The following is a 16,509-nucleotide window of genomic DNA, read 5'->3' as shown; positions in this document are numbered from 1 at the left end:
TGCACCGATCGGGGCCGGTCGCGAGGCTGGAAACATGAACGCATCCGTCCTCGAAGCCCGATCCCTCACGAAGTCCTACGGCACCACCCGCGCACTCGCCGGGGTGGATCTCGCCATCCATCGTGGCGAGTCCGTGGCGATCATGGGCGCATCCGGATCCGGGAAGACGACACTCCTCCACGTGCTCGCCGGGATCATCACCCCCGATACCGGCACGGTGAGCTTCCAGCCCTCTACCGGCAGTCCGGTCGAGCTCGCCGGCCTCGGCGAATCGGCACGGTCGCGACTGCGACGCGAGCGGTTCGGGTTCGTCTTCCAGCAGGGCCTGCTGATCCCCGAGCTCACCGCCGTGGAGAACGTGGCGCTGGCCTCGATGATCAACGGAGTGAAACGGGCGGATGCCGTGGCGCACGCGACGTCATGGCTCGCCGCTCTCGGGCTCGCGGGGATGGAGGACCGACGGATCGGTGAGCTGTCGGGCGGGCAGGCGCAGCGCGTCGCGATCGCTCGTGCCCAGGCCACCGGCGCCGACCTCGTGTTCGCCGACGAGCCGACCGGCGCGCTGGACTCGCGCACGTCGCAGGAGGTGATGAACGCGCTGCTCTGGTCGACCACCGGACAGGGACGGACGCTGCTCGTCGTGACTCATGATCCGGAGGTCGCCGCGCGCTGCTCGAGGATCGTCTCTGTCCGCGACGGCCAGATCACGGCATCGGCGGTGAAAGCATGAACCCGTCCGTGCTCGGTCTCCTGCTGCGTCCCGCGAAGGGCCAGAACGCCGTGATCGCTCTCCCGGCCATCGCCTTCGCGATCGTCACCGCTCTGGTGCTCACCGTCGTGGGTGGAGCCCAGTCCTTCTGGACGTGGACCGACGGCTACGGTCCTCTGTATCAAGCCCTCGCCGCCATCGCACTGGTGCTCCTCGTCGTCCCCCTCGCGAACCTCGGCGGTGCTGCGGCCCGGCTCTCCGCGCGGAGACGGGACGAGCGGCTGTCGACCCTCCGTCTTCTCGGCGTCACTCCGCTGGGCGTGAGCGTGGCCACCGTGATCGAGTCCGTCCTCGTCGCAGCCGCCGGTGCGCTCGTCGGTATCATCGCCTATCTCGCGATCTCCCCGCTCATCGGACTCATCCCGTTCCGTGGAGAGGCGCTCGGCCTCGACGCGGTGCTGCTGCCACCGGTCGGTGTCGTCGCGGTCGTCGGCGGCATCCTGCTCGTCGCCGCCGGCAGCGCTGCTCTCGGCCTCCGGCGGGTGATCATCTCACCCCTCGGCGTGCGGCTTCGCACGAGCACCTCGTCCGTGCACTGGTTCCGTGCGATCATCGGCGTCTCGGTGATCGCACTCGTCTTCGTCCTCGTGAAGATCTTCCCCGCGATCGCGGGCTTCACCACCACGATCGTCGTGCTGGCGGTTCTGTTCGCGGTGGCACTGGCGATCCTCAACGTGATCGGCCCGTGGGTGCTCAAGGTCGCCGCATCCCGTCAGCTGCGGCGCGCCGCCGAGAGAGCCGATCGGCTGCTCGCAGCGCGGATGGTGCTCGACTCTCCGAAAGCCGCGTGGCGCCAGGTGAGTGGGATCGCGATGGCCAGCTTCATGGCGGTGTTCGCCGGGACCGGCGTCTCCCTGATGAACGTGATGGGCAGCGAGGGACTCGACGGCGCGGATGCCGCTCTCGCGGCTGACATGCGTACCGGACTCGTCATAACTCTCGTGGCTTCGTTCCTGATGGTCGCCGCATCGGTCGGAGTGAATCAGGCGGCATCGGTGCTCGACCAGCGTGACCTGCATCGGAGCCTGCACCACCTCGGGATGCCGCTGGAGACAGTCGACAGCGCGCGGAGACGGGCGATCATGTCACCTCTGCTGGTCACCGCGCTCGGTTCGGCGCTCTGCGCTGCGGTCCTGGTCTTCCCGTTGCTCGGTATCGCTCTCATCACCGCACCCGAGTCCCTGCTGACGATCGCGGTGGTCGTGAGCGCGGGCATCGCGGTCGTCTGGACGAGTACACGCGTGACCAGGCCGCTGCTCGCGCAGTCCTTCCACGCGGCCTGACGGTACGGTCGGTCAGCGTCGGCGCTGGCAGCGGGGGCAGTAGTGACTCGATCTGTTCATGAATGCCTCCCGCCGGATGAGTCCACCGCACCGAGGGCACGGCTGCCCGCCACGACCGTAGGCGTTGAGCGAGTGCGCGAAGTAGCCCGCCTGACCGTTCACGTTCACGTACTGCGCGTCGAAGCTGGTGCCGCCCTCAGCGAGGGCTTTGGCGAGGACGGTTCGCACCTCGGCGAGGAGGCGCATCGCCGCCTGCCTGGAGAGCGAACTCGCCCGGGTCTCGGGATGGATGCGGGCCGCCCAGAGCGACTCGTCAGCGTAGATGTTGCCGACCCCGCTGATGACCTGCTGATCGAGGAGAACCCGCTTAATCGCGCTCCCGCGTCGGCGCAACGCGAGAAGGAACCCGGTGTCGTCGAAGTGGGGGTCCATCGGGTCGCGAGCGATGTGCGCGACCTGGGTGGGCACGGGAGTCGGCCCGTCCAGCAGGAGGCGGTCGACCGCGAGGGACCCGAACGTGCGCTGGTCGGCGAAGACGATCGCGAGCTCACCGTGACGAGGATGCTCGATGTTCATCCGGATCCGCTCGTGCCGCTCTGCGGTGGCATCCGGGGAGCGGAGCAGCATCTGACCGCTCATTCCGAGGTGCGCGATCAGAGCCGAGTCGTCTGAATCGAGCGGGAGCCAGAGGAACTTGCCTCGACGGGAGGCATCGGTGAAGGTGCGACCTTCGAGCCGGGCGACGAAGTCGGCAGGCCCCGCGGCATGGCGCGTCAGCGCGCGCTCGTCGAGGACCGTCACCGCGGTGATGACGGAACCGATCGCGGCGGGAGCGAGCCCCGCACGGACGACTTCGACTTCAGGGAGCTCAGGCACGCTCGTTGAGGAAGCGCCATGCGCTGAGCGCCGCCGCCATCTCGGCCGTCTTCTTGCTGCTGCCTTTGCCGGTCATCGCGACGTCGCCGACAGAAACCGTGGCGACGAAACGGCGATCATGGTCGGGGCCGCTCGCCTCGATGGAGTACGCAGGCGGTGTCGCGCCCAGCTTCGCGGCCAGCTCCTGAAGACTCGTCTTCGGGTCCATGGCCGCGCCGTACCGCTCGGGGTCGGCGAGCAGCGGCTCGGTGAGCCGCAGCACGAGGTCGGTGGCGGCATCGGGACCTGCCGACAGGTAGGTCGCCCCGATCACCGCCTCCATCGTGTCCGCGAGGATCGAGTCCTTGTTGCGGCCGCCCGTCTGCTCTTCTCCGCGTCCGAGGAGCAGATGTCTGCCCAGATCGAGGCCTCGAGCGACCTCCGCGAGAGCGACGGTCGACACGACGCTCGCACGCCGCTTCGCGAGTTCGCCTTCGTCGAGCCCCGGATGGGTCGTGAAGAGCATCACGGTCACAGCCTGACCGAGCACCGAGTCTCCGAGGAATTCGAGACGTTCGTTGTGCGGGATCCCGCCGTGCTCGTACGCGTAGGAGCGGTGGGTGAGTGCCAACTCCAGAAGCTCCGCGTCGATTTCGACGCGGAGCTTCTCTGGGAGCGGTTTCGTCCCCCCAGGGACCTTAGTCACAGTCGTGAAGTCGCGACTCAGACGTCAGCGACCTTGCGGCCCTTGTACTCGAGGAACAGCTCGGTGCCCTGCGAGTCGGTGACGACCTTCGCCTGGTGGGGACGGCTGTAGACGACCTGGCCGTTCTCGATCGTCTTGACGAGCGCGACGGGCGCCGCCTTCCACTGCGCACGGCGCGAGCGGGTGTTCGAACGGGATACCTTGCGCTTCGGGGGGTTACCAGCCATGACTAGCTCTCTTCTTTCTCGACGGCACGAGATTCTTCCGTGCCGTCTTGGTCTGTGATGTTCTGGAGCGCACTCCACCGAGGATCGATGGGAGCGTCCTGCTCCGTTCCGGTGCTCGCGGTCAGTCTCTCGCCCGTCTTCGGGTCAAGCCCGGGGCAATCCGGCTGACACACCGGCTGAAATGGAAGCGACAACACGGCCGCATCCCTGACTAGAGTTTCAAGATCCACGTGGTCGTCTTGAACCTCGAAGTCAGTTTCTTCCTCACCAGGATACGCGAAAAGCTCCTGGAACTCGACTTCGACGGGCCGAGCGATGTCGATGAGGCATCTTCCGCACACGCCGGAGTACTCCGCATCGGCCGTTCCGGACACCAGGATGCCCTCGTGGACCGACTCGAGACGCACATCCAGATCGAGCTCGGATCCTGCTTCATACGCCACGATCCCCTCTCCCCACGCTTCGCGCAGGGTGACGGAGAACTCATGCTCGCGCATCTCGCCTGGCTTTCGGACGATGTCGCGGACGGGGAGGACGAAAGGGCCACTCATTCGGGAACGCACCCCGCAATGGTACCGGCTCTGTGTCGTTCGGGGCTGGTTCCGCGCTGTGCGCGCTGCCTCGGACGGTCGGGTCAGATGCCGCGCGACCCCGTATCGAGGAACGCCGCGACCGCAGGCGGGACGAACGGTGACACGTCGCCGCCGAGCCCCGCGACCTGACGCACCAGCGAGCTCGACACGAGCGCATGCGCCGGATCGGGCAGCAGGAACACGGTCTCGATGTCGGCGAGGTGACGGTTGACGATCGCCATCGGCGATTCATAGGCGACATCGATCTGCGAACGGATCCCCTTGACCAGGACCCCTGCGCCGACATCTCGCGCGTAGTCGACCAGCAGGCCCATGCTCCAGGAGCCCACGACGACGTTGTCGCCGATGCCTTCTTCGGCTATCGACTGCTCGATCAGCGACATCCGCTGCGCGATCGGCAGCATCGCCTCCTTGCCCGGGTTGTGCACGACGAGCACATGGAGCTCGTCATACAGCTTGGCCGCGCGACGGATGACGTCGAGGTGACCAAGGGTCGGCGGGTCGAAGGAACCCGGGACGACGGCGATCCGGCTGCTCATGCCACCAGCCTAGGGCACGCCTTCTGCAGGTCAGTTCTTCGCCAGGGCTGCACGGTCGTCGTCGCTCACCCGCCGCTCGATCGCCGATCGCAGGCCAGGGTTCGCGTCGAGATCAGGATCTGCGGCGAGGATCCCCTCGGCCAGTTCGCGCGCCCGGACGATCAGTCCGGAGTCCTTGACCACCCGGAGCAGCTTGAGGGACGAGCGGACGCCTGCCTGGGCGGACCCGAGAACGTCGCCTTCACCACGCAGATCGAGATCGACCTCGGCCAGTGCGAAGCCGTCGAGAGTGGCCGACACCGCATCGACCCTCTCTCGTGCGACCGATCCCGCCTCTGCCTCGGTCACCAGCAGACACAGGCCGGGGACTCCTCCTCGACCGACACGGCCGCGCAGCTGGTGCAGCTGCGACACTCCGAATCGATCGGCGTCGAGCACGATCATCGTCGAGGCGTTGGGAACGTCGACTCCGACCTCGATCACGGTCGTCGCGATCAGCAGGTCGATCTCGCCGCGGGCGAACGCCTGCATGATCGCATCCTTCTCATCCGACGGCATGCGTCCGTGCAGGACCGCCCTTCGCAGAGTGCCCAGCTTCGGGTGCGTCTCGAGAGCCTCGTCGAGCTGCACCACGCCCCACCGGGGTCCGGATGCCCCCTCGGGCTGGACGAGCGGCTGCTCCCCCGCCTCTGCCGTCTTCTTCGTCGTGTCGATCGCGGCGCACACCGCGAACACCTGGCGTCCCTGGGCGATCTCCTCGGCCGCGCGCTCCCACACCCGGTTGAACCATCCTGGGTGCTCGGCCAACGGAGCGACGAACGACTCGATTCCCGCTCGGCCCTTCGGCATCGTCCGGATGACCGAGGTGTCGAGGTCGCCGAAGACGGTCATGGCCACGGTGCGCGGGATCGGTGTCGCGGTGAGCACGAGCGCATGCGGGCTCGACCCCTTGGCCCGAAGCGCCTCGCGCTGCTCGACTCCGAAGCGATGCTGCTCGTCGACGACGACGAGGCCGAGGTCGGCGAAGGTCGTCTTCTCGCCGAGCAGCGCATGGGTGCCGACGACGATGAGCGCCTGCCCTGACGCCACTCGGAGGGCGGCCTTGCGGCGCTCAGCCGCCGGCATCTGTCCGGTCAACAACGTCGGCATCACCAGCGGGCCCAGTTGCGGTCCGAGCATCTTCGCGATCGATCGCAGGTGCTGCCCCGCGAGCACCTCGGTCGGCGCGATGAGAGCGGCCTGTCCCCCGGACTCGGCGACCTGCAGCATGGCCCGCAGCGCGACCAGTGTCTTTCCCGAGCCGACCTCACCCTGCACGAGCCGGTTCATCGGCCAGGATCCGACGAGGTCCTCGGCGAGCTGCGCTCCGACCGTCTGCTGATCCGGGGTGAGTTCGTAGGGCAGCGAGGCGTCGAATCGGTCGAGCAGCCCGCCGGGCGTCGCCGGTCGCGCCGTCGCCGAGAGCGCTCTGACGGCATCACGCTGCTGCAGGAGCGCCGTCTGCAGCGTGAGCGCCTCGTGCATACGCAGCGTGCGGACGGCCGGATCGATGTCGTTGCGCGTCTGAGGACGGTGGATCTGCTCGAGCGCCTCGCGCGCGGTCAACAGCTCCTCCTTGGTACGGACCTCCGCGGTCAGCGGCTCAGGCACCTCTCCGAGTCCGTCGAGCACGCGCGTGATGAACTTCGCGATCTGCCACGTCTGCAGGCTCGCCGTGGCCGGGTAGATGGGTATCAGCACGGCCGCCCGAGCATCTGCTCGACGCCGTGCCGCATCCTCGTCGTCGAAGAGCTCATACTCCGGGTGCGCGAACTGCGTCATTCCGTTGAACTCGCCGACCTTGCCCGAGAAGACGCCTCGGCGCCCGACGGCCAGGTCTTCCGAGCGCCATTTGGCGGCTCCCAGGTTCTTCGCGAAGAAGGTGAGGGACATCTTGCCGATGCCGTCGCCGATCACGACGTCGACCATGGCTCCCCGGCGGTTGCGCATGGCCCTGGCGCTCGAGGACAGCACCTCGGCGACGATCGTCACCGTCTCACCGAGAGGGAGTTCGCGGATCGGGGTCAGCTCACCGGGATCGGCGTACCGCCGCGGATAATGCGAGAGCAGATCGCCGACCGTCTTCATGCGGAACGCCCGATCGAGGGTCTTCGCAGGGGTGACGCCGAGCGCCTCCTCCAGAGACGAATCGAGCGTGAGCGACATGCTCCGAGTCTAGGAGGCTGCACCGACACGGCGTGCGCCCCGGCTGTCGTATCGTGAACGGGTGACGAGGATCATCGCCGGGAAGGCACGAGGAACGCGACTGGACGTGCCGCACGCGGGCACACGACCGACCAGCGACCGCGTGCGCGAGTCCCTCTTCGGAGCGCTGGAGTCGATGGATGCGATCGCCGAAGCGCGCGTCCTCGACCTCTACGCCGGATCGGGCGCCCTCGGCCTGGAGACTCTCAGCCGCGGAGCGCTGAGCGCCGACCTCGTCGAGAAGGGCCGTGAGGCGGCCGCCGTCGTGCGCCGCAACGCGGCAGCGCTCGCCAAAGCCGGGCTGCCCGCCGCCCGAGTGCACCAGAGTGCGGTGCGAGCCTTTCTGCAGCATGCGACGGGGCCGTACGACCTCGTGTTCTCCGACCCGCCCTACGACGTCGACGACGACGCCATGACCGCCGATCTCGTGGCTCTCGCGCCGCTGCTCTCCCCCGACGCCCTGGTGGTCATCGAGCGGGCGCGCCGCTCCACGCCACCCGATCTCGTCGCGGCAGGACTCGACCTGATCCGTGAGAAGACATATGGCGACACGGCGCTGTGGTGGGCGGCGCCCGCACAGTCCGCAGACGGCGCTCAGCCCGACGTCGAGTCCCAATCCCGATAGGGATCCCAACCGGACACATCGGCGGGACCACCGTCGACCAGCAGATCGTGGTCGCCCCGCGGAGCGACCGCGCCGATGATCCGGAAACCCGGGGGCAGCACCCCCGGCGGGAACGTCGCGAGCAGGGCGTGGTCCTCACCCCCGGCGAGGGCACGCAGCGGGTCTCCGCCGAGCGAAGCGGCGTCCAGAGCGATCGTGACCTCGGATGCCGCGGCCATCCGCCGCGCATCGAGAGCGAGGCCGTCGGAGATGTCCATCATGGCGGTGGCGCCCGCCGTGGCGGCGAACGGGCCGAGGCCGATGGGCGGTGACGGCCTCAGCTGCGCATCGAGGGCGGCTCTCTCCCCCGGGGCCAGCGCATCGGCATCCACCGGCACCGGCTTCTCTCCGTCGCGGAACCTGCCGAAGAGCACCGAGAGCCCGTGCGCGGCGTGGCCGAGCTCGCCAGCGACCGCCACGACATCGCCGACGCGCGCTCCGGAGCGGGTCACGGGCTGCCGTCCTTCGAGGTCGCCGAGCGCGGTGACGGCGACGGTGAGCACGTCCGAGACGGTGAGATCGCCTCCGACGACCGCGCACCCAGGAGCGAGAGCGGCGCACGCGTCGCGGAACCCGTCGGCGAGCCGCTCGACGAACGAGAGCCGAAGGTCGCGGGGAACGGCCAGCGCCACGAGCAGAGCCGTCGGTCGAGCGCCCATCGCTGCGACGTCGGCGAGATTCACCGCGGCGGCCTTCCAGCCGAGGTCGTATCCCGACGACCACGCGAGTCGGAAGTCGGGTCCGTGCACGAGCGTGTCCGTCGTCGCGACCACGGAACCCGACGGGGCCGCGATCACCGCCGCGTCGTCTCCGGGGCCGATCAGCGTGTGCGTGGCCTTCGCGGTCCGCGCGAGGATCGCGCGGAGGATCTCCCCCTCGGACAGTTCGCCGAGGGTCGGATCGTCATCGCGAGGTCGGGAGGGCATGCAGTCAAAGGTAGCCTGGAAGCATGCCCCGTTCTCGCCGTCTCGCCGTCCTCGTGGGCTCGCTGGCCCTCGTCGCGGCTCTCTCCGGATGCTCCACCACCGTCCATCTGGAGCCGGCGGACGACGCGAACGATCCCGCGTGCGCTGAGGTCTCCGTCTTGCTCCCGGATGCCGTCGGGGACCTCGACCGCGTCTGGACCGACGCCCAGGCGACCGGGGCGTGGGGAGATCCGACCGTGGTGCTCCGCTGCGGCGTCGAGCCCCCGGCGCCGTCGGCCGAGGTGTGCACCACGATCGGCAGCGTCGACTGGCTCGTCCTCGACCAGGAAGAGGAGCGGCAGCGGCTGGTGACCTACGGTCGCGATCCCGCGGTCGAGGTGATCATCCGGCGCGGTGAGGAGATCGACTTCCGCACCGTCGTCGAGAGCCTCTCCACCAGCATCCAGTCCGGTCTCCAGCCCGCCACCGCGCGCTGCACGGACCGTGTTCCCACGCAGGACGCCTCCGACGAGGGCTGAGCGGACTCCATCGGGCGAACCGACGACGCGCGGAGCACGCAGCTCAGGGACTGCCGAGAGGCCCCTAGACTCGCCGCATGAACCCCAACCCCTCGCGCAGAACCTCCGTCGTCGCAGCGATCCTGGTCGGGGTGGGGGCGCTGCTGAGCGGCTTCATCACCTATCTCACCCTGCTGTGGGGGCTTCCGAACGTCCCCCGCGTGTTCATCCTGCAAGATCCCATCGGCTTCGCGCTGCGACCGAACGCGCAGCCCATGGCCCTCGTCGCGATGTTCGTCGCACTCCTCGTCCTGACAGGACTGACGTGGATCTTCGTGCGCGCTGTCGCACGTGCTGCGCTGCCGGGCCGGGGCGCCGCCGTGTTCTTCGGCACCTGGGGCGCGGTGATCGTCGCAGCGGCCATCGCCGGGGCCGTACGAGCACCGCTCGTGGTCATCGCGCTGAGGCTCCCGACGGAGCAGGCGGAGTACGCGATGACGCAGTACTACCAGATCGCCACGGCAGGCGTGTCGTGGGGGCTCACCTGGGGATGGCTGGCAGCACTCGTCGTCGCCCTGATCCATCGAGCGGTGCCTGCTCCGTCAGCGCTGGACCGGACCGCCCAGGTCGCCGCGACCGGGCACGCGGCGACGGGGTCCTACGCGTACCCTCCGCAAGCGGGTCCGGCTGCGCCGACGAACGGCACGTACCCGCCCCAGCCCCCGCACGCAGGTTAGAGGAGCGCACGAAGGTGAGAGGCGCACGCGCACGAAGCTCGGCGGCCGACAGCCGCCGCGCTTCAGGTCAGCGGCGGAGCCCCGCCTCGATCAGCTCGGAGATCAGGTCACCGTAGCTGAGGCCCGATGCGACCCAGCACTTCGGGAACATCGAGATCGGCGTGAACCCCGGCATGGTGTTCAGCTCGTTGACGACGAGTCCGCCCGACGGCGTGAGGAACATGTCCACCCGGGCGAGGCCACGACCGTCCACGGCCTCGAAGGCGCGGATCGCGGCATCCTGGATCGCGGCGATCTCGGACTCCTCGAGCTCGGCGGGGCACACCACGTCGACGCCGTCGCCACCGAGGTACTTGCCCTCGAAGTCGTAGAAGCCGCGCGAGGTGAGCACGATCTCGCCCGGGAGCGATGCACGCACGCCGTCGGCGCCCTCGAGCACAGCGACCTCGATCTCGCGGCCCACCACACCGGTCTCGATGAGGACCTTGTCGTCCTCGGCGAAAGCGACCGCAAGAGCGGCGTCGAGCTCGTCCGGCTGCTCGACTTTCGAGACGCCGACGCTGGACCCTGCCCTCGCGGGCTTGACGAACAGGGGCAACCCGAGTTCGGCCGCAGCAGCGCGGACGGCGGTAGCGTCCTGCGCCCACTGCCGTGCGCGAACCGTCAGCCCGGCAGCCACGGAGAGTCCCGCGGCACGCAGCGCAATCTTCATGAAGTGCTTGTCCATGCACAGGGCCGAGTCGAGCACGCCGCCGCCGGCGTAGGGAACCTCGAGCGTGTCGAAGTATCCCTGGATCGTGCCGTCCTCGCCATGCGGGCCGTGCAGGATGGGCAGCACGATGTCGATCTCGCCGAAGCTCTCCGTTCCACCGTCGGGGCGCACGACACGCAGCGTCCGGTCGCCGCCCGGCTCAGGCCAGAGCACGCGGGTTCCGTTGTCGGCCACCTCGGGAAGGTGGGCCGCATCCAGAGGGAACTTCGCGGGGTCGTCGTCTTCGAGGACGAACGCGCCCTCTCGGGTGATCCCCACCGGGATCACCGCATAGCGGTCACGATCAATCGCGCCCAGCACCCCGCCCGCCGTTGCGGAACTGATCGAATGCTCGCTGGAGCGCCCTCCGAAGAGCACCACCACCGTCTGCTTGTCCATGGTTGGTCCTCTCACCCTGGGGGGTGTCGTCGTCCGTCGTCAGGTGCGGGGCGATGTCGCGCGGGTTCATCTTCCCGTCGAGCACCATCTTCACCTGTTCGACGATGGGCATGTCCACCTCGGACTCGCGGGCGAGTTGCAGCACCGGTGCGACGGACGCGAGTCCCTCAGCGGTCTGCTGCATCTGCTTGACGACGTCCTGGAAGCTGTATCCCTGGCCGAGCAGGCGCCCGGCGGTGTTGTTTCGGCTGAGCGGCGACTGGCAGGTCGCGATGAGGTCGCCGAGGCCCGCGAGACCCTGCAGGGTCTCGGGGTGGGCGCCGTTCGCGACGGCGAAATCCGTCATCTCGACGAGACCGCGCGTGATGATCGACGCCTTGGTGTTCTCGCCGTATCCGACGCCGTCGACGATCCCGATCGCGACGGCGATGAGGTTCTTCAGCACCCCTCCGAACTCCGTGCCGATCACGTCGGTGTTCACGAAGGTGCGGAAGTAGCTGTTGCGCGCGGCCCTGGCGACCTCTTCGGCGGTCTCCTGGCTGCGCGACGAGATCACGGCGGCCGTCGGCTGCTCGCGCGCGATCTCGAGGGCGAGGTTCGGCCCCGAAGCCACCGCGATACGGTCGGGATCGCAGCGCAGCTCCTGTTCGATCACCTGGCTCATGCGAAGCCCGGTGGTGCGCTCGACGCCCTTCATGAGGCTGACGATCTTGGCATCGTTGTCGGCCAGCAACGGACGCAGGGCCTTCAGGTTCTCTCGCAGCGATTGGCTCGGCACCGAGAGGTAGACCTGGTCGACTCCGCGCAGCGCGATCGCGAGTTCGTGCGTCGCCGCCATCGTCCGAGGCAGATTGATCCCCGGCAGATAGCGGGAGTTCCGCTTGGCCTCGTCGATCTCGTGCGCGAGCTCGGCGCGGCGCGCCCACATCGTGACCTGCGCCCCACCATCGGCGAGGATCTTGCCGAATGTCGTACCCCAGCTGCCTGCGCCGATGACGGCGACCCGCGGGCCCGCGGCGACGTTGCGTTTAGGAGTCAAGGCGACCCGTCTCCTTCTGTCCGTGAGTCGAGGGGTTCCAGCGCTCGGCAGGCGCCTTCTCGTCTCGCAGATCTTCGAGAAGCGCCGTGATCGCGTTCATCAGTCGGTTCGTCGCCTCGTTCAGTGCCGACGCCTCGCCCGCACGACCTCGGAGGTCGGAGACGTCGACCGGGTCACCGATGAGGACATCCACGGGCTTGCGCAGCGGCCAGAGGCTCAACCCCTTCTGGTAGCGCCCCATGATCTCCTGGGTGCCCCAATGGGCCATCGGGATCAGCGGGATGCCGTCGGTGAGAGCGAGACGGACTGCTCCGGACTTGCCCCGCATCGGCCAGAGATCGGGGTCGCGCGTGAGTGTGCCCTCCGGGTACACGATCACACCCCGTCCGTGTTCGACGAGCTCGGCGGACTGCTTGAGCGTCTGCTTCGCCGCGGATGCGGACGACGAACGTGCCACCGGGATCATCCCGGTGCGACGGAGGATCCATCCGAGCACCGGCACCTTGAACAGGCTCTCCTTGGCCATGAATCGCGGCGCACGACCGATGCGCCACACCGCGAGCGCGACGATCAGTGGATCGAACTCCGAATAATGGTTCGGAGCGAGCACGTACGCACCGTCACGCGGGAGCTTCTCCGCCCCCCTGATCCGCACCTTGGCCACCAGCGAGATCAAGGGCACGGCGATCGCTGCGACGGGCCAGAAAACGCTCGGTCGCGTGGTCTCCGTCGAGCGGGAACCCATCGGAGTCACCGGATGACGTCGAAGTCGGCGCCCACGGCGTCGAGCTTGGCGAGGAACTTCTCGTATCCGCGGCTGAGGATGTCGACTCCGGACACCCTCGACTCGCCCTCGGCCGTCAGCGCCGCGATCACGTGGCTGTAGCCGCCCCGCAGATCCGGCACGACGATGTCCGCTGCGTGCAGCGGTGTCGGTCCCGTGATGACGGCCGCCTGCTCGAGGTCCCGGCGCGGGACACGACGGGCTCCGTCCTGCAGTCCGTGCGGGTGCACGACGATGTCGGCGCCCATCTTGACGAGAGCCTCGGTGAAGCCCAGACGGTTCTCATAGACCGTCTCGTGCACGACCGAGCGGCCCTTGGCCTGGGTGAGCGCCACGACGAGAGGCTGCTGCCAGTCGGTCATGAACCCGGGGTGCACGTCGGTCTCGACGATGACGGGCTTGAGCTCGCCGTCGCGACGGAACAGGATTCCGTCCTCCTGGATGTCGAACCAGCCGCCGGCCTTGCGGAACACGTTGAGGAACGTCAGCATCTCCTGCTGCTTCGCCCCGCCGACGAAGATCTCGCCGTCCGTGGCGAGTGCGGCGGACGCCCACGACGCGGCTTCGTTGCGGTCGAAGATCGAGCGGTGGTCGTACCCCCGAAGCGTCTCGACGCCCTCGATGAGGATGACGCGGTTCGGCTCGTACGAGATGATCGCGCCCATCTTCTGCAGCACCGCGATCAGATCCATGATCTCGGGCTCGATGGCGGCGTTCCGCAGCTCCGTGGTGCCCTCGGCACGGACGGCGGTGAGCAGCACCTGCTCGGTCGCTCCGACGCTCGGGTACGGGAGGTGGATGTTCGCGCCGTGCAGGCGGGTTCCACCGGTCGAGAGGCGGATGCCGCTGGGCAGCTTCTCGACGATGGCGCCGAACTTGCGAAGCGCATCCAGGTGGAAGTCGATGGGACGGTCGCCGATTCGGCATCCGCCGAGGTCGGGGATGAACGCCTGACCGAGACGGTGCAGCAGAGGTCCGCAGAAGAGGATCGGGATGCGGGACGCACCGGCGTGGGCGTCGATCTCCTCGAAGTGAGCGGACTCGACGTCGCTCGGGTCGAAGACGAGTGCACCGGGCTCATCGCCGTCGGAGACGCGTACGCCGTGGACCTCGAGCAGCGAGCGGACGACCGCTACGTCGCTGATGGCCGGGACGTCGCGCAGCACGCTGACGGTCTCGCCGAGCAGGGAGGCCACCATCGCCTTGGTCGCGAGGTTCTTCGCGCCCTTGACGTCGACGCGACCGCGCAGCGGGCGCCCTCCGCGAATGGCGAGGACGTCTCCGGTGAGTGGGGGAACTCCGTCCGGAAGAGCGTCGCGCACAGGTGTCGTCATTCGGAGCCTCACTTCATTCAACGGAATTCGGGGCGGGGTCGCCCTCGGCTCCCCCACCCCGCCGTTCACTGCTGAACGGGAAGGGTCCGGGGCCGCCACGACTCGCGACGGGCCTCGAACTGCGCGATCTTGTCTTCATTGCGCAGCGTGAGCCCGATGTCATCGAGCCCTTCGAGGAGCCGCCATCTAGTGTAATCGTCGATCCCGAGGTCAGCCTGGATCTCACCGATCGACGCGGTTCGCGCCTCGAGGTCCACAGTGATGGATGCCCCGGGATTCCGGTCGATCTCAGCCCAGATCCGCTCGAGATCCTCTTCCGAGATCGTCGCAGCGAGGAGTCCCTGCTTGCCCGAATTGCCCCGGAAGATGTCCGCGAAACGCGGGCTCAGGACCACCGAGAAGCCGAAGTCGCGCAGCGCCCAGACAGCATGCTCGCGACTCGATCCGGTGCCGAAATCGGGACCTGCGACCAGGACGGATGCGCCCTGGAAGGCGGGCTGATTGAGCACGAACTCCGGATCCTGGCGCCAGCCGTGGAACAGCGCGTCCTCGAATCCGGTCTTCGTGACCCGCTTGAGGAACACTGCGGGGATGATCTGGTCGGTGTCGACGTTCGAGCGCTTCAGCGGAGCGGCGATACCCGTGTGGGTGGTGAACTTCTCCATGGTCAGACCTCCGCCATCTCGTTCAGGTCGCTGGGGCTCGAGAGCGTGCCGCGGATCGCGGTCGCCGCGGCGACCAGCGGGGACACCAGGTGCGTGCGCCCGCCCTTGCCCTGTCGTCCCTCGAAGTTGCGGTTGGAGGTCGACGCGCAGCGCTCCCCCGGCGCGAGCTGATCGGGGTTCATCCCGAGGCACATCGAGCATCCGGCGAATCGCCACTCGGCACCGAAGTCCTTGATGATCTTGTCGAGCCCTTCGGCCTCCGCCTCCAACCGCACACGGGCAGAGCCGGGCACGACCATGACGCGGACGCCGTCGGCCTTCTTCTTGCCTTCGACGATCGACGCGAAGGCGCGGAGGTCCTCGATGCGGCTGTTGGTGCACGAGCCCATGAAGACTGCGTCCACGGGAACCTCCTTGAGAGGCGTGCCCGGTGTCAGATCCATGTATTCGAGGGCACGCTCGGCTGCGGCGCGCTCATTGGCGTCGGTGATCTCGGCGGGGTCGGGAACGGCGGCGGAGAGGGAGCTGCCCTGACCAGGGTTCGTTCCCCACGTCACGAACGGCTCGAGCTCGTCGGCGTCGATGAAGACCTCGGCGTCGAACGTCGCCCCCTCGTCGGTGGGGAGCGTGCGCCAGTAGGCGACCGCGTCGTCCCAGTCCTGACCCTTGGGCGCATGCGGGCGCCCCTTCAGGTACTCATAGGTCGTCTCGTCTGGGGCGACCATACCCGCGCGGGCGCCGGCCTCGATCGACATGTTGCAGATCGTCATCCTGCCCTCCATCGACAGCGCGCGGATCGCACTGCCACGGAACTCCAGGACGTACCCCTGACCGCCACCGGTCGTGATCTTCGCGATGACCGCGAGGATGATGTCCTTCGCCGTGACGCCGGGACGCAGCGTGCCGTCGACGTTGATCGCCATCGTCTTGAACGGCTTCAGCGGCAGCGTCTGGGTCGCCATCACGTGCTCGACCTCGCTGGTGCCGATGCCGAATGCCATGGCTCCGAAGGCGCCGTGGGTGGACGTGTGCGAGTCGCCGCAGACCACGGTGATGCCCGGCATCGTGAGCCCGAGCTGCGGCCCGACGACGTGCACGATGCCCTGCTCCGCGTCGCCGAGCGAGTGCAGACGCACTCCGAACTCGGCGGCGTTGCGGCGCAGCGTCTCGATCTGCGTGCGGCTGGTGAGGTCGGCGATGGGCTTGTCGATGTCCCACGTCGGGGTGTTGTGGTCTTCGGTGGCGATCGTGAGATCGAGCCTGCGAAGAGGGCGATCCTCGGAACGAAGGCCGTCGAAAGCCTGCGGGCTCGTCACTTCGTGCACGAGGTGCAGGTCGATGTAGATGAGGTCCGGCTCACCGTTCTCGCCCTTGACGACGAGGTGGTCGTCCCAGACCTTCTCGGCGAGGGTCCTCGGACGGACGGGAGCAGTGTCTGCTGCGGGCATGTTCATTGCGTGTCTCCTGAAGCTGGCGGTTCGGCCCACGATGGACTCC

At 68.3% G+C, this 16,509-nt stretch carries 18 protein-coding genes; 5 read left to right on the top strand and 13 right to left on the bottom strand.

Translation table 11 applies throughout. The features are described 5' to 3' along the window. Positions 1-34 precede the first annotated feature (34 nt). Both MRBLWH13_RS05560 and MRBLWH13_RS05555 read left to right on the top strand, forming a co-directional pair. Complete coding sequence (locus tag MRBLWH13_RS05560) at positions 35-730, top strand: ABC transporter ATP-binding protein (protein WP_341957285.1); 696 nt, start codon at positions 35-37, stop codon at positions 728-730. Beyond that, positions 727-2,052, top strand: coding sequence for a permease (locus MRBLWH13_RS05555; protein WP_341957284.1), 1,326 nt, complete (start codon positions 727-729; stop codon positions 2,050-2,052). The genes MRBLWH13_RS05560 and MRBLWH13_RS05555 overlap by 4 nt, the downstream gene beginning before the upstream one ends. 12 nt (positions 2,053-2,064) lie before the next feature. On the opposite strand, the gene mutM is transcribed toward MRBLWH13_RS05555, so the two are convergent. The 6 genes from mutM to MRBLWH13_RS05525 form a co-directional block, all read right to left on the bottom strand. Continuing rightward, positions 2,065-2,928 carry a bifunctional DNA-formamidopyrimidine glycosylase/DNA-(apurinic or apyrimidinic site) lyase gene (mutM, locus tag MRBLWH13_RS05550; RefSeq protein ID WP_341957283.1) on the bottom strand — a complete coding sequence of 288 codons (864 nt, stop codon included), beginning with the start codon at positions 2,926-2,928 and terminating at the stop codon, positions 2,065-2,067. Continuing rightward, positions 2,921-3,613 (bottom strand): ribonuclease III, encoded by a 693-nt coding sequence (rnc, locus tag MRBLWH13_RS05545; protein ID WP_341957282.1) that lies wholly within the window; start codon positions 3,611-3,613, stop codon positions 2,921-2,923. Before rnc ends, mutM begins: the two co-directional genes overlap by 8 nt. 17 nt (positions 3,614-3,630) lie before the next feature. Continuing rightward, the gene (gene rpmF, locus MRBLWH13_RS05540; protein WP_017830754.1) at positions 3,631-3,840 is read right to left on the bottom strand and encodes a 50S ribosomal protein L32; all 210 of its coding nucleotides are present in this window, start codon (positions 3,838-3,840) and stop codon (positions 3,631-3,633) included. Between the two features lie 2 nt (positions 3,841-3,842). Continuing rightward, positions 3,843-4,391 carry a DUF177 domain-containing protein gene (locus MRBLWH13_RS05535; RefSeq protein ID WP_341958226.1) on the bottom strand — a complete coding sequence of 183 codons (549 nt, stop codon included), beginning with the start codon at positions 4,389-4,391 and terminating at the stop codon, positions 3,843-3,845. Between the two features lie 83 nt (positions 4,392-4,474). Further along, positions 4,475-4,972 carry a pantetheine-phosphate adenylyltransferase gene (gene coaD / locus MRBLWH13_RS05530; protein ID WP_259159297.1) on the bottom strand — a complete coding sequence of 166 codons (498 nt, stop codon included), beginning with the start codon at positions 4,970-4,972 and terminating at the stop codon, positions 4,475-4,477. Positions 4,973-5,002: 30 nt separating this feature from the next. After that, a complete protein-coding gene (locus tag MRBLWH13_RS05525) occupies positions 5,003-7,177 on the bottom strand; it encodes an ATP-dependent DNA helicase RecG (protein WP_341957281.1) in 2,175 nt (724 codons plus the stop codon). A 61-nt stretch (positions 7,178-7,238) separates the two neighbouring features. Here MRBLWH13_RS05525 and rsmD point away from each other — a divergent pair, with 61 nt between their 5' ends. Next, entirely contained in the window at positions 7,239-7,841 is a 603-nt protein-coding gene (rsmD, locus tag MRBLWH13_RS05520; RefSeq protein ID WP_341957280.1) for a 16S rRNA (guanine(966)-N(2))-methyltransferase RsmD, read from the top strand. On the opposite strand, the gene thiL is transcribed toward rsmD, so the two are convergent. Further along, positions 7,811-8,806, bottom strand: a complete 996-nt coding sequence (gene thiL / locus MRBLWH13_RS05515; protein ID WP_341957279.1) for a thiamine-phosphate kinase — start codon at positions 8,804-8,806, stop codon at positions 7,811-7,813. The two genes, rsmD and thiL, sit on opposite strands and share 31 nt — an antisense overlap. Before the next feature lie 23 nt (positions 8,807-8,829). On the opposite strand from thiL, the gene MRBLWH13_RS05510 reads away from it, so the two are divergent. Beyond that, positions 8,830-9,324 (top strand): DUF3515 family protein, encoded by a 495-nt coding sequence (locus MRBLWH13_RS05510; RefSeq protein ID WP_341957278.1) that lies wholly within the window; start codon positions 8,830-8,832, stop codon positions 9,322-9,324. A gap of 77 nt (positions 9,325-9,401) precedes the next feature. Then, positions 9,402-10,040, top strand: coding sequence for a hypothetical protein (locus tag MRBLWH13_RS05505; RefSeq protein ID WP_341957277.1), 639 nt, complete (start codon positions 9,402-9,404; stop codon positions 10,038-10,040). Between the two features lie 67 nt (positions 10,041-10,107). Here the strand turns inward: MRBLWH13_RS05505 and MRBLWH13_RS05500 are convergent, their stop codons facing one another. The 6 genes from MRBLWH13_RS05500 to leuC form a co-directional block, all read right to left on the bottom strand. Then, positions 10,108-11,190 carry a D-alanine--D-alanine ligase family protein gene (locus tag MRBLWH13_RS05500; protein WP_341957276.1) on the bottom strand — a complete coding sequence of 361 codons (1,083 nt, stop codon included), beginning with the start codon at positions 11,188-11,190 and terminating at the stop codon, positions 10,108-10,110. Next, positions 11,096-12,229, bottom strand: a complete 1,134-nt coding sequence (locus MRBLWH13_RS05495; protein WP_341957275.1) for an NAD(P)H-dependent glycerol-3-phosphate dehydrogenase — start codon at positions 12,227-12,229, stop codon at positions 11,096-11,098. Before MRBLWH13_RS05495 ends, MRBLWH13_RS05500 begins: the two co-directional genes overlap by 95 nt. Beyond that, positions 12,219-12,974, bottom strand: coding sequence for a lysophospholipid acyltransferase family protein (locus MRBLWH13_RS05490; RefSeq protein WP_341957274.1), 756 nt, complete (start codon positions 12,972-12,974; stop codon positions 12,219-12,221). Before MRBLWH13_RS05490 ends, MRBLWH13_RS05495 begins: the two co-directional genes overlap by 11 nt. 5 nt (positions 12,975-12,979) lie before the next feature. Continuing rightward, a complete protein-coding gene (gene murA, locus MRBLWH13_RS05485; protein ID WP_341957273.1) occupies positions 12,980-14,347 on the bottom strand; it encodes a UDP-N-acetylglucosamine 1-carboxyvinyltransferase in 1,368 nt (455 codons plus the stop codon). Positions 14,348-14,412: 65 nt separating this feature from the next. Further along, on the bottom strand, positions 14,413-15,012 hold the full coding sequence (gene leuD, locus MRBLWH13_RS05480) for a 3-isopropylmalate dehydratase small subunit (RefSeq protein WP_341957272.1): 600 nt from the start codon (positions 15,010-15,012) through the stop codon (positions 14,413-14,415). A 2-nt stretch (positions 15,013-15,014) separates the two neighbouring features. Then, positions 15,015-16,466: a 3-isopropylmalate dehydratase large subunit gene (leuC, locus tag MRBLWH13_RS05475; RefSeq protein ID WP_341957271.1), complete on the bottom strand. Its 1,452-nt coding sequence runs from the start codon at positions 16,464-16,466 to the stop codon at positions 15,015-15,017. Between the last annotated feature and the right edge of the window lie 43 nt (positions 16,467-16,509).

It is taken from the genome of Microbacterium sp. LWH13-1.2 (assembly GCF_038397735.1).
Lineage (GTDB): Bacteria > Actinomycetota > Actinomycetes > Actinomycetales > Microbacteriaceae > Microbacterium.
The sequence above is the reverse complement of the archived record's forward strand: the minus strand, read 5'-3'. Positions and strand labels throughout refer to the sequence as shown.

Excerpts from the sequence above, each read along its gene's own strand:
- MRBLWH13_RS05560 (WP_341957285.1), top strand. The coding sequence starts at position 35 with ATGAACGCATCCGTCCTCGAAGCCCGATCCCTCACGAAGTCCTACGGC.
- MRBLWH13_RS05510 (WP_341957278.1), top strand. The coding sequence starts at position 8,830 with ATGCCCCGTTCTCGCCGTCTCGCCGTCCTCGTGGGCTCGCTGGCCCTC.
- rpmF (WP_017830754.1), bottom strand. The coding sequence starts at position 3,840 with ATGGCTGGTAACCCCCCGAAGCGCAAGGTATCCCGTTCGAACACCCGC.
- MRBLWH13_RS05555 (WP_341957284.1), top strand. The coding sequence starts at position 727 with ATGAACCCGTCCGTGCTCGGTCTCCTGCTGCGTCCCGCGAAGGGCCAG.
- MRBLWH13_RS05500 (WP_341957276.1), bottom strand. The coding sequence starts at position 11,190 with ATGGACAAGCAGACGGTGGTGGTGCTCTTCGGAGGGCGCTCCAGCGAG.
- leuD (WP_341957272.1), bottom strand. The coding sequence starts at position 15,012 with ATGGAGAAGTTCACCACCCACACGGGTATCGCCGCTCCGCTGAAGCGC.
- murA (WP_341957273.1), bottom strand. The coding sequence starts at position 14,347 with ATGACGACACCTGTGCGCGACGCTCTTCCGGACGGAGTTCCCCCACTC.
- MRBLWH13_RS05535 (WP_341958226.1), bottom strand. The coding sequence starts at position 4,391 with ATGAGTGGCCCTTTCGTCCTCCCCGTCCGCGACATCGTCCGAAAGCCA.
- MRBLWH13_RS05490 (WP_341957274.1), bottom strand. The coding sequence starts at position 12,974 with ATGGGTTCCCGCTCGACGGAGACCACGCGACCGAGCGTTTTCTGGCCC.
- thiL (WP_341957279.1), bottom strand. The coding sequence starts at position 8,806 with ATGCCCTCCCGACCTCGCGATGACGATCCGACCCTCGGCGAACTGTCC.
- leuC (WP_341957271.1), bottom strand. The coding sequence starts at position 16,466 with ATGAACATGCCCGCAGCAGACACTGCTCCCGTCCGTCCGAGGACCCTC.
- MRBLWH13_RS05525 (WP_341957281.1), bottom strand. The coding sequence starts at position 7,177 with ATGTCGCTCACGCTCGATTCGTCTCTGGAGGAGGCGCTCGGCGTCACC.
- coaD (WP_259159297.1), bottom strand. The coding sequence starts at position 4,972 with ATGAGCAGCCGGATCGCCGTCGTCCCGGGTTCCTTCGACCCGCCGACC.
- MRBLWH13_RS05505 (WP_341957277.1), top strand. The coding sequence starts at position 9,402 with ATGAACCCCAACCCCTCGCGCAGAACCTCCGTCGTCGCAGCGATCCTG.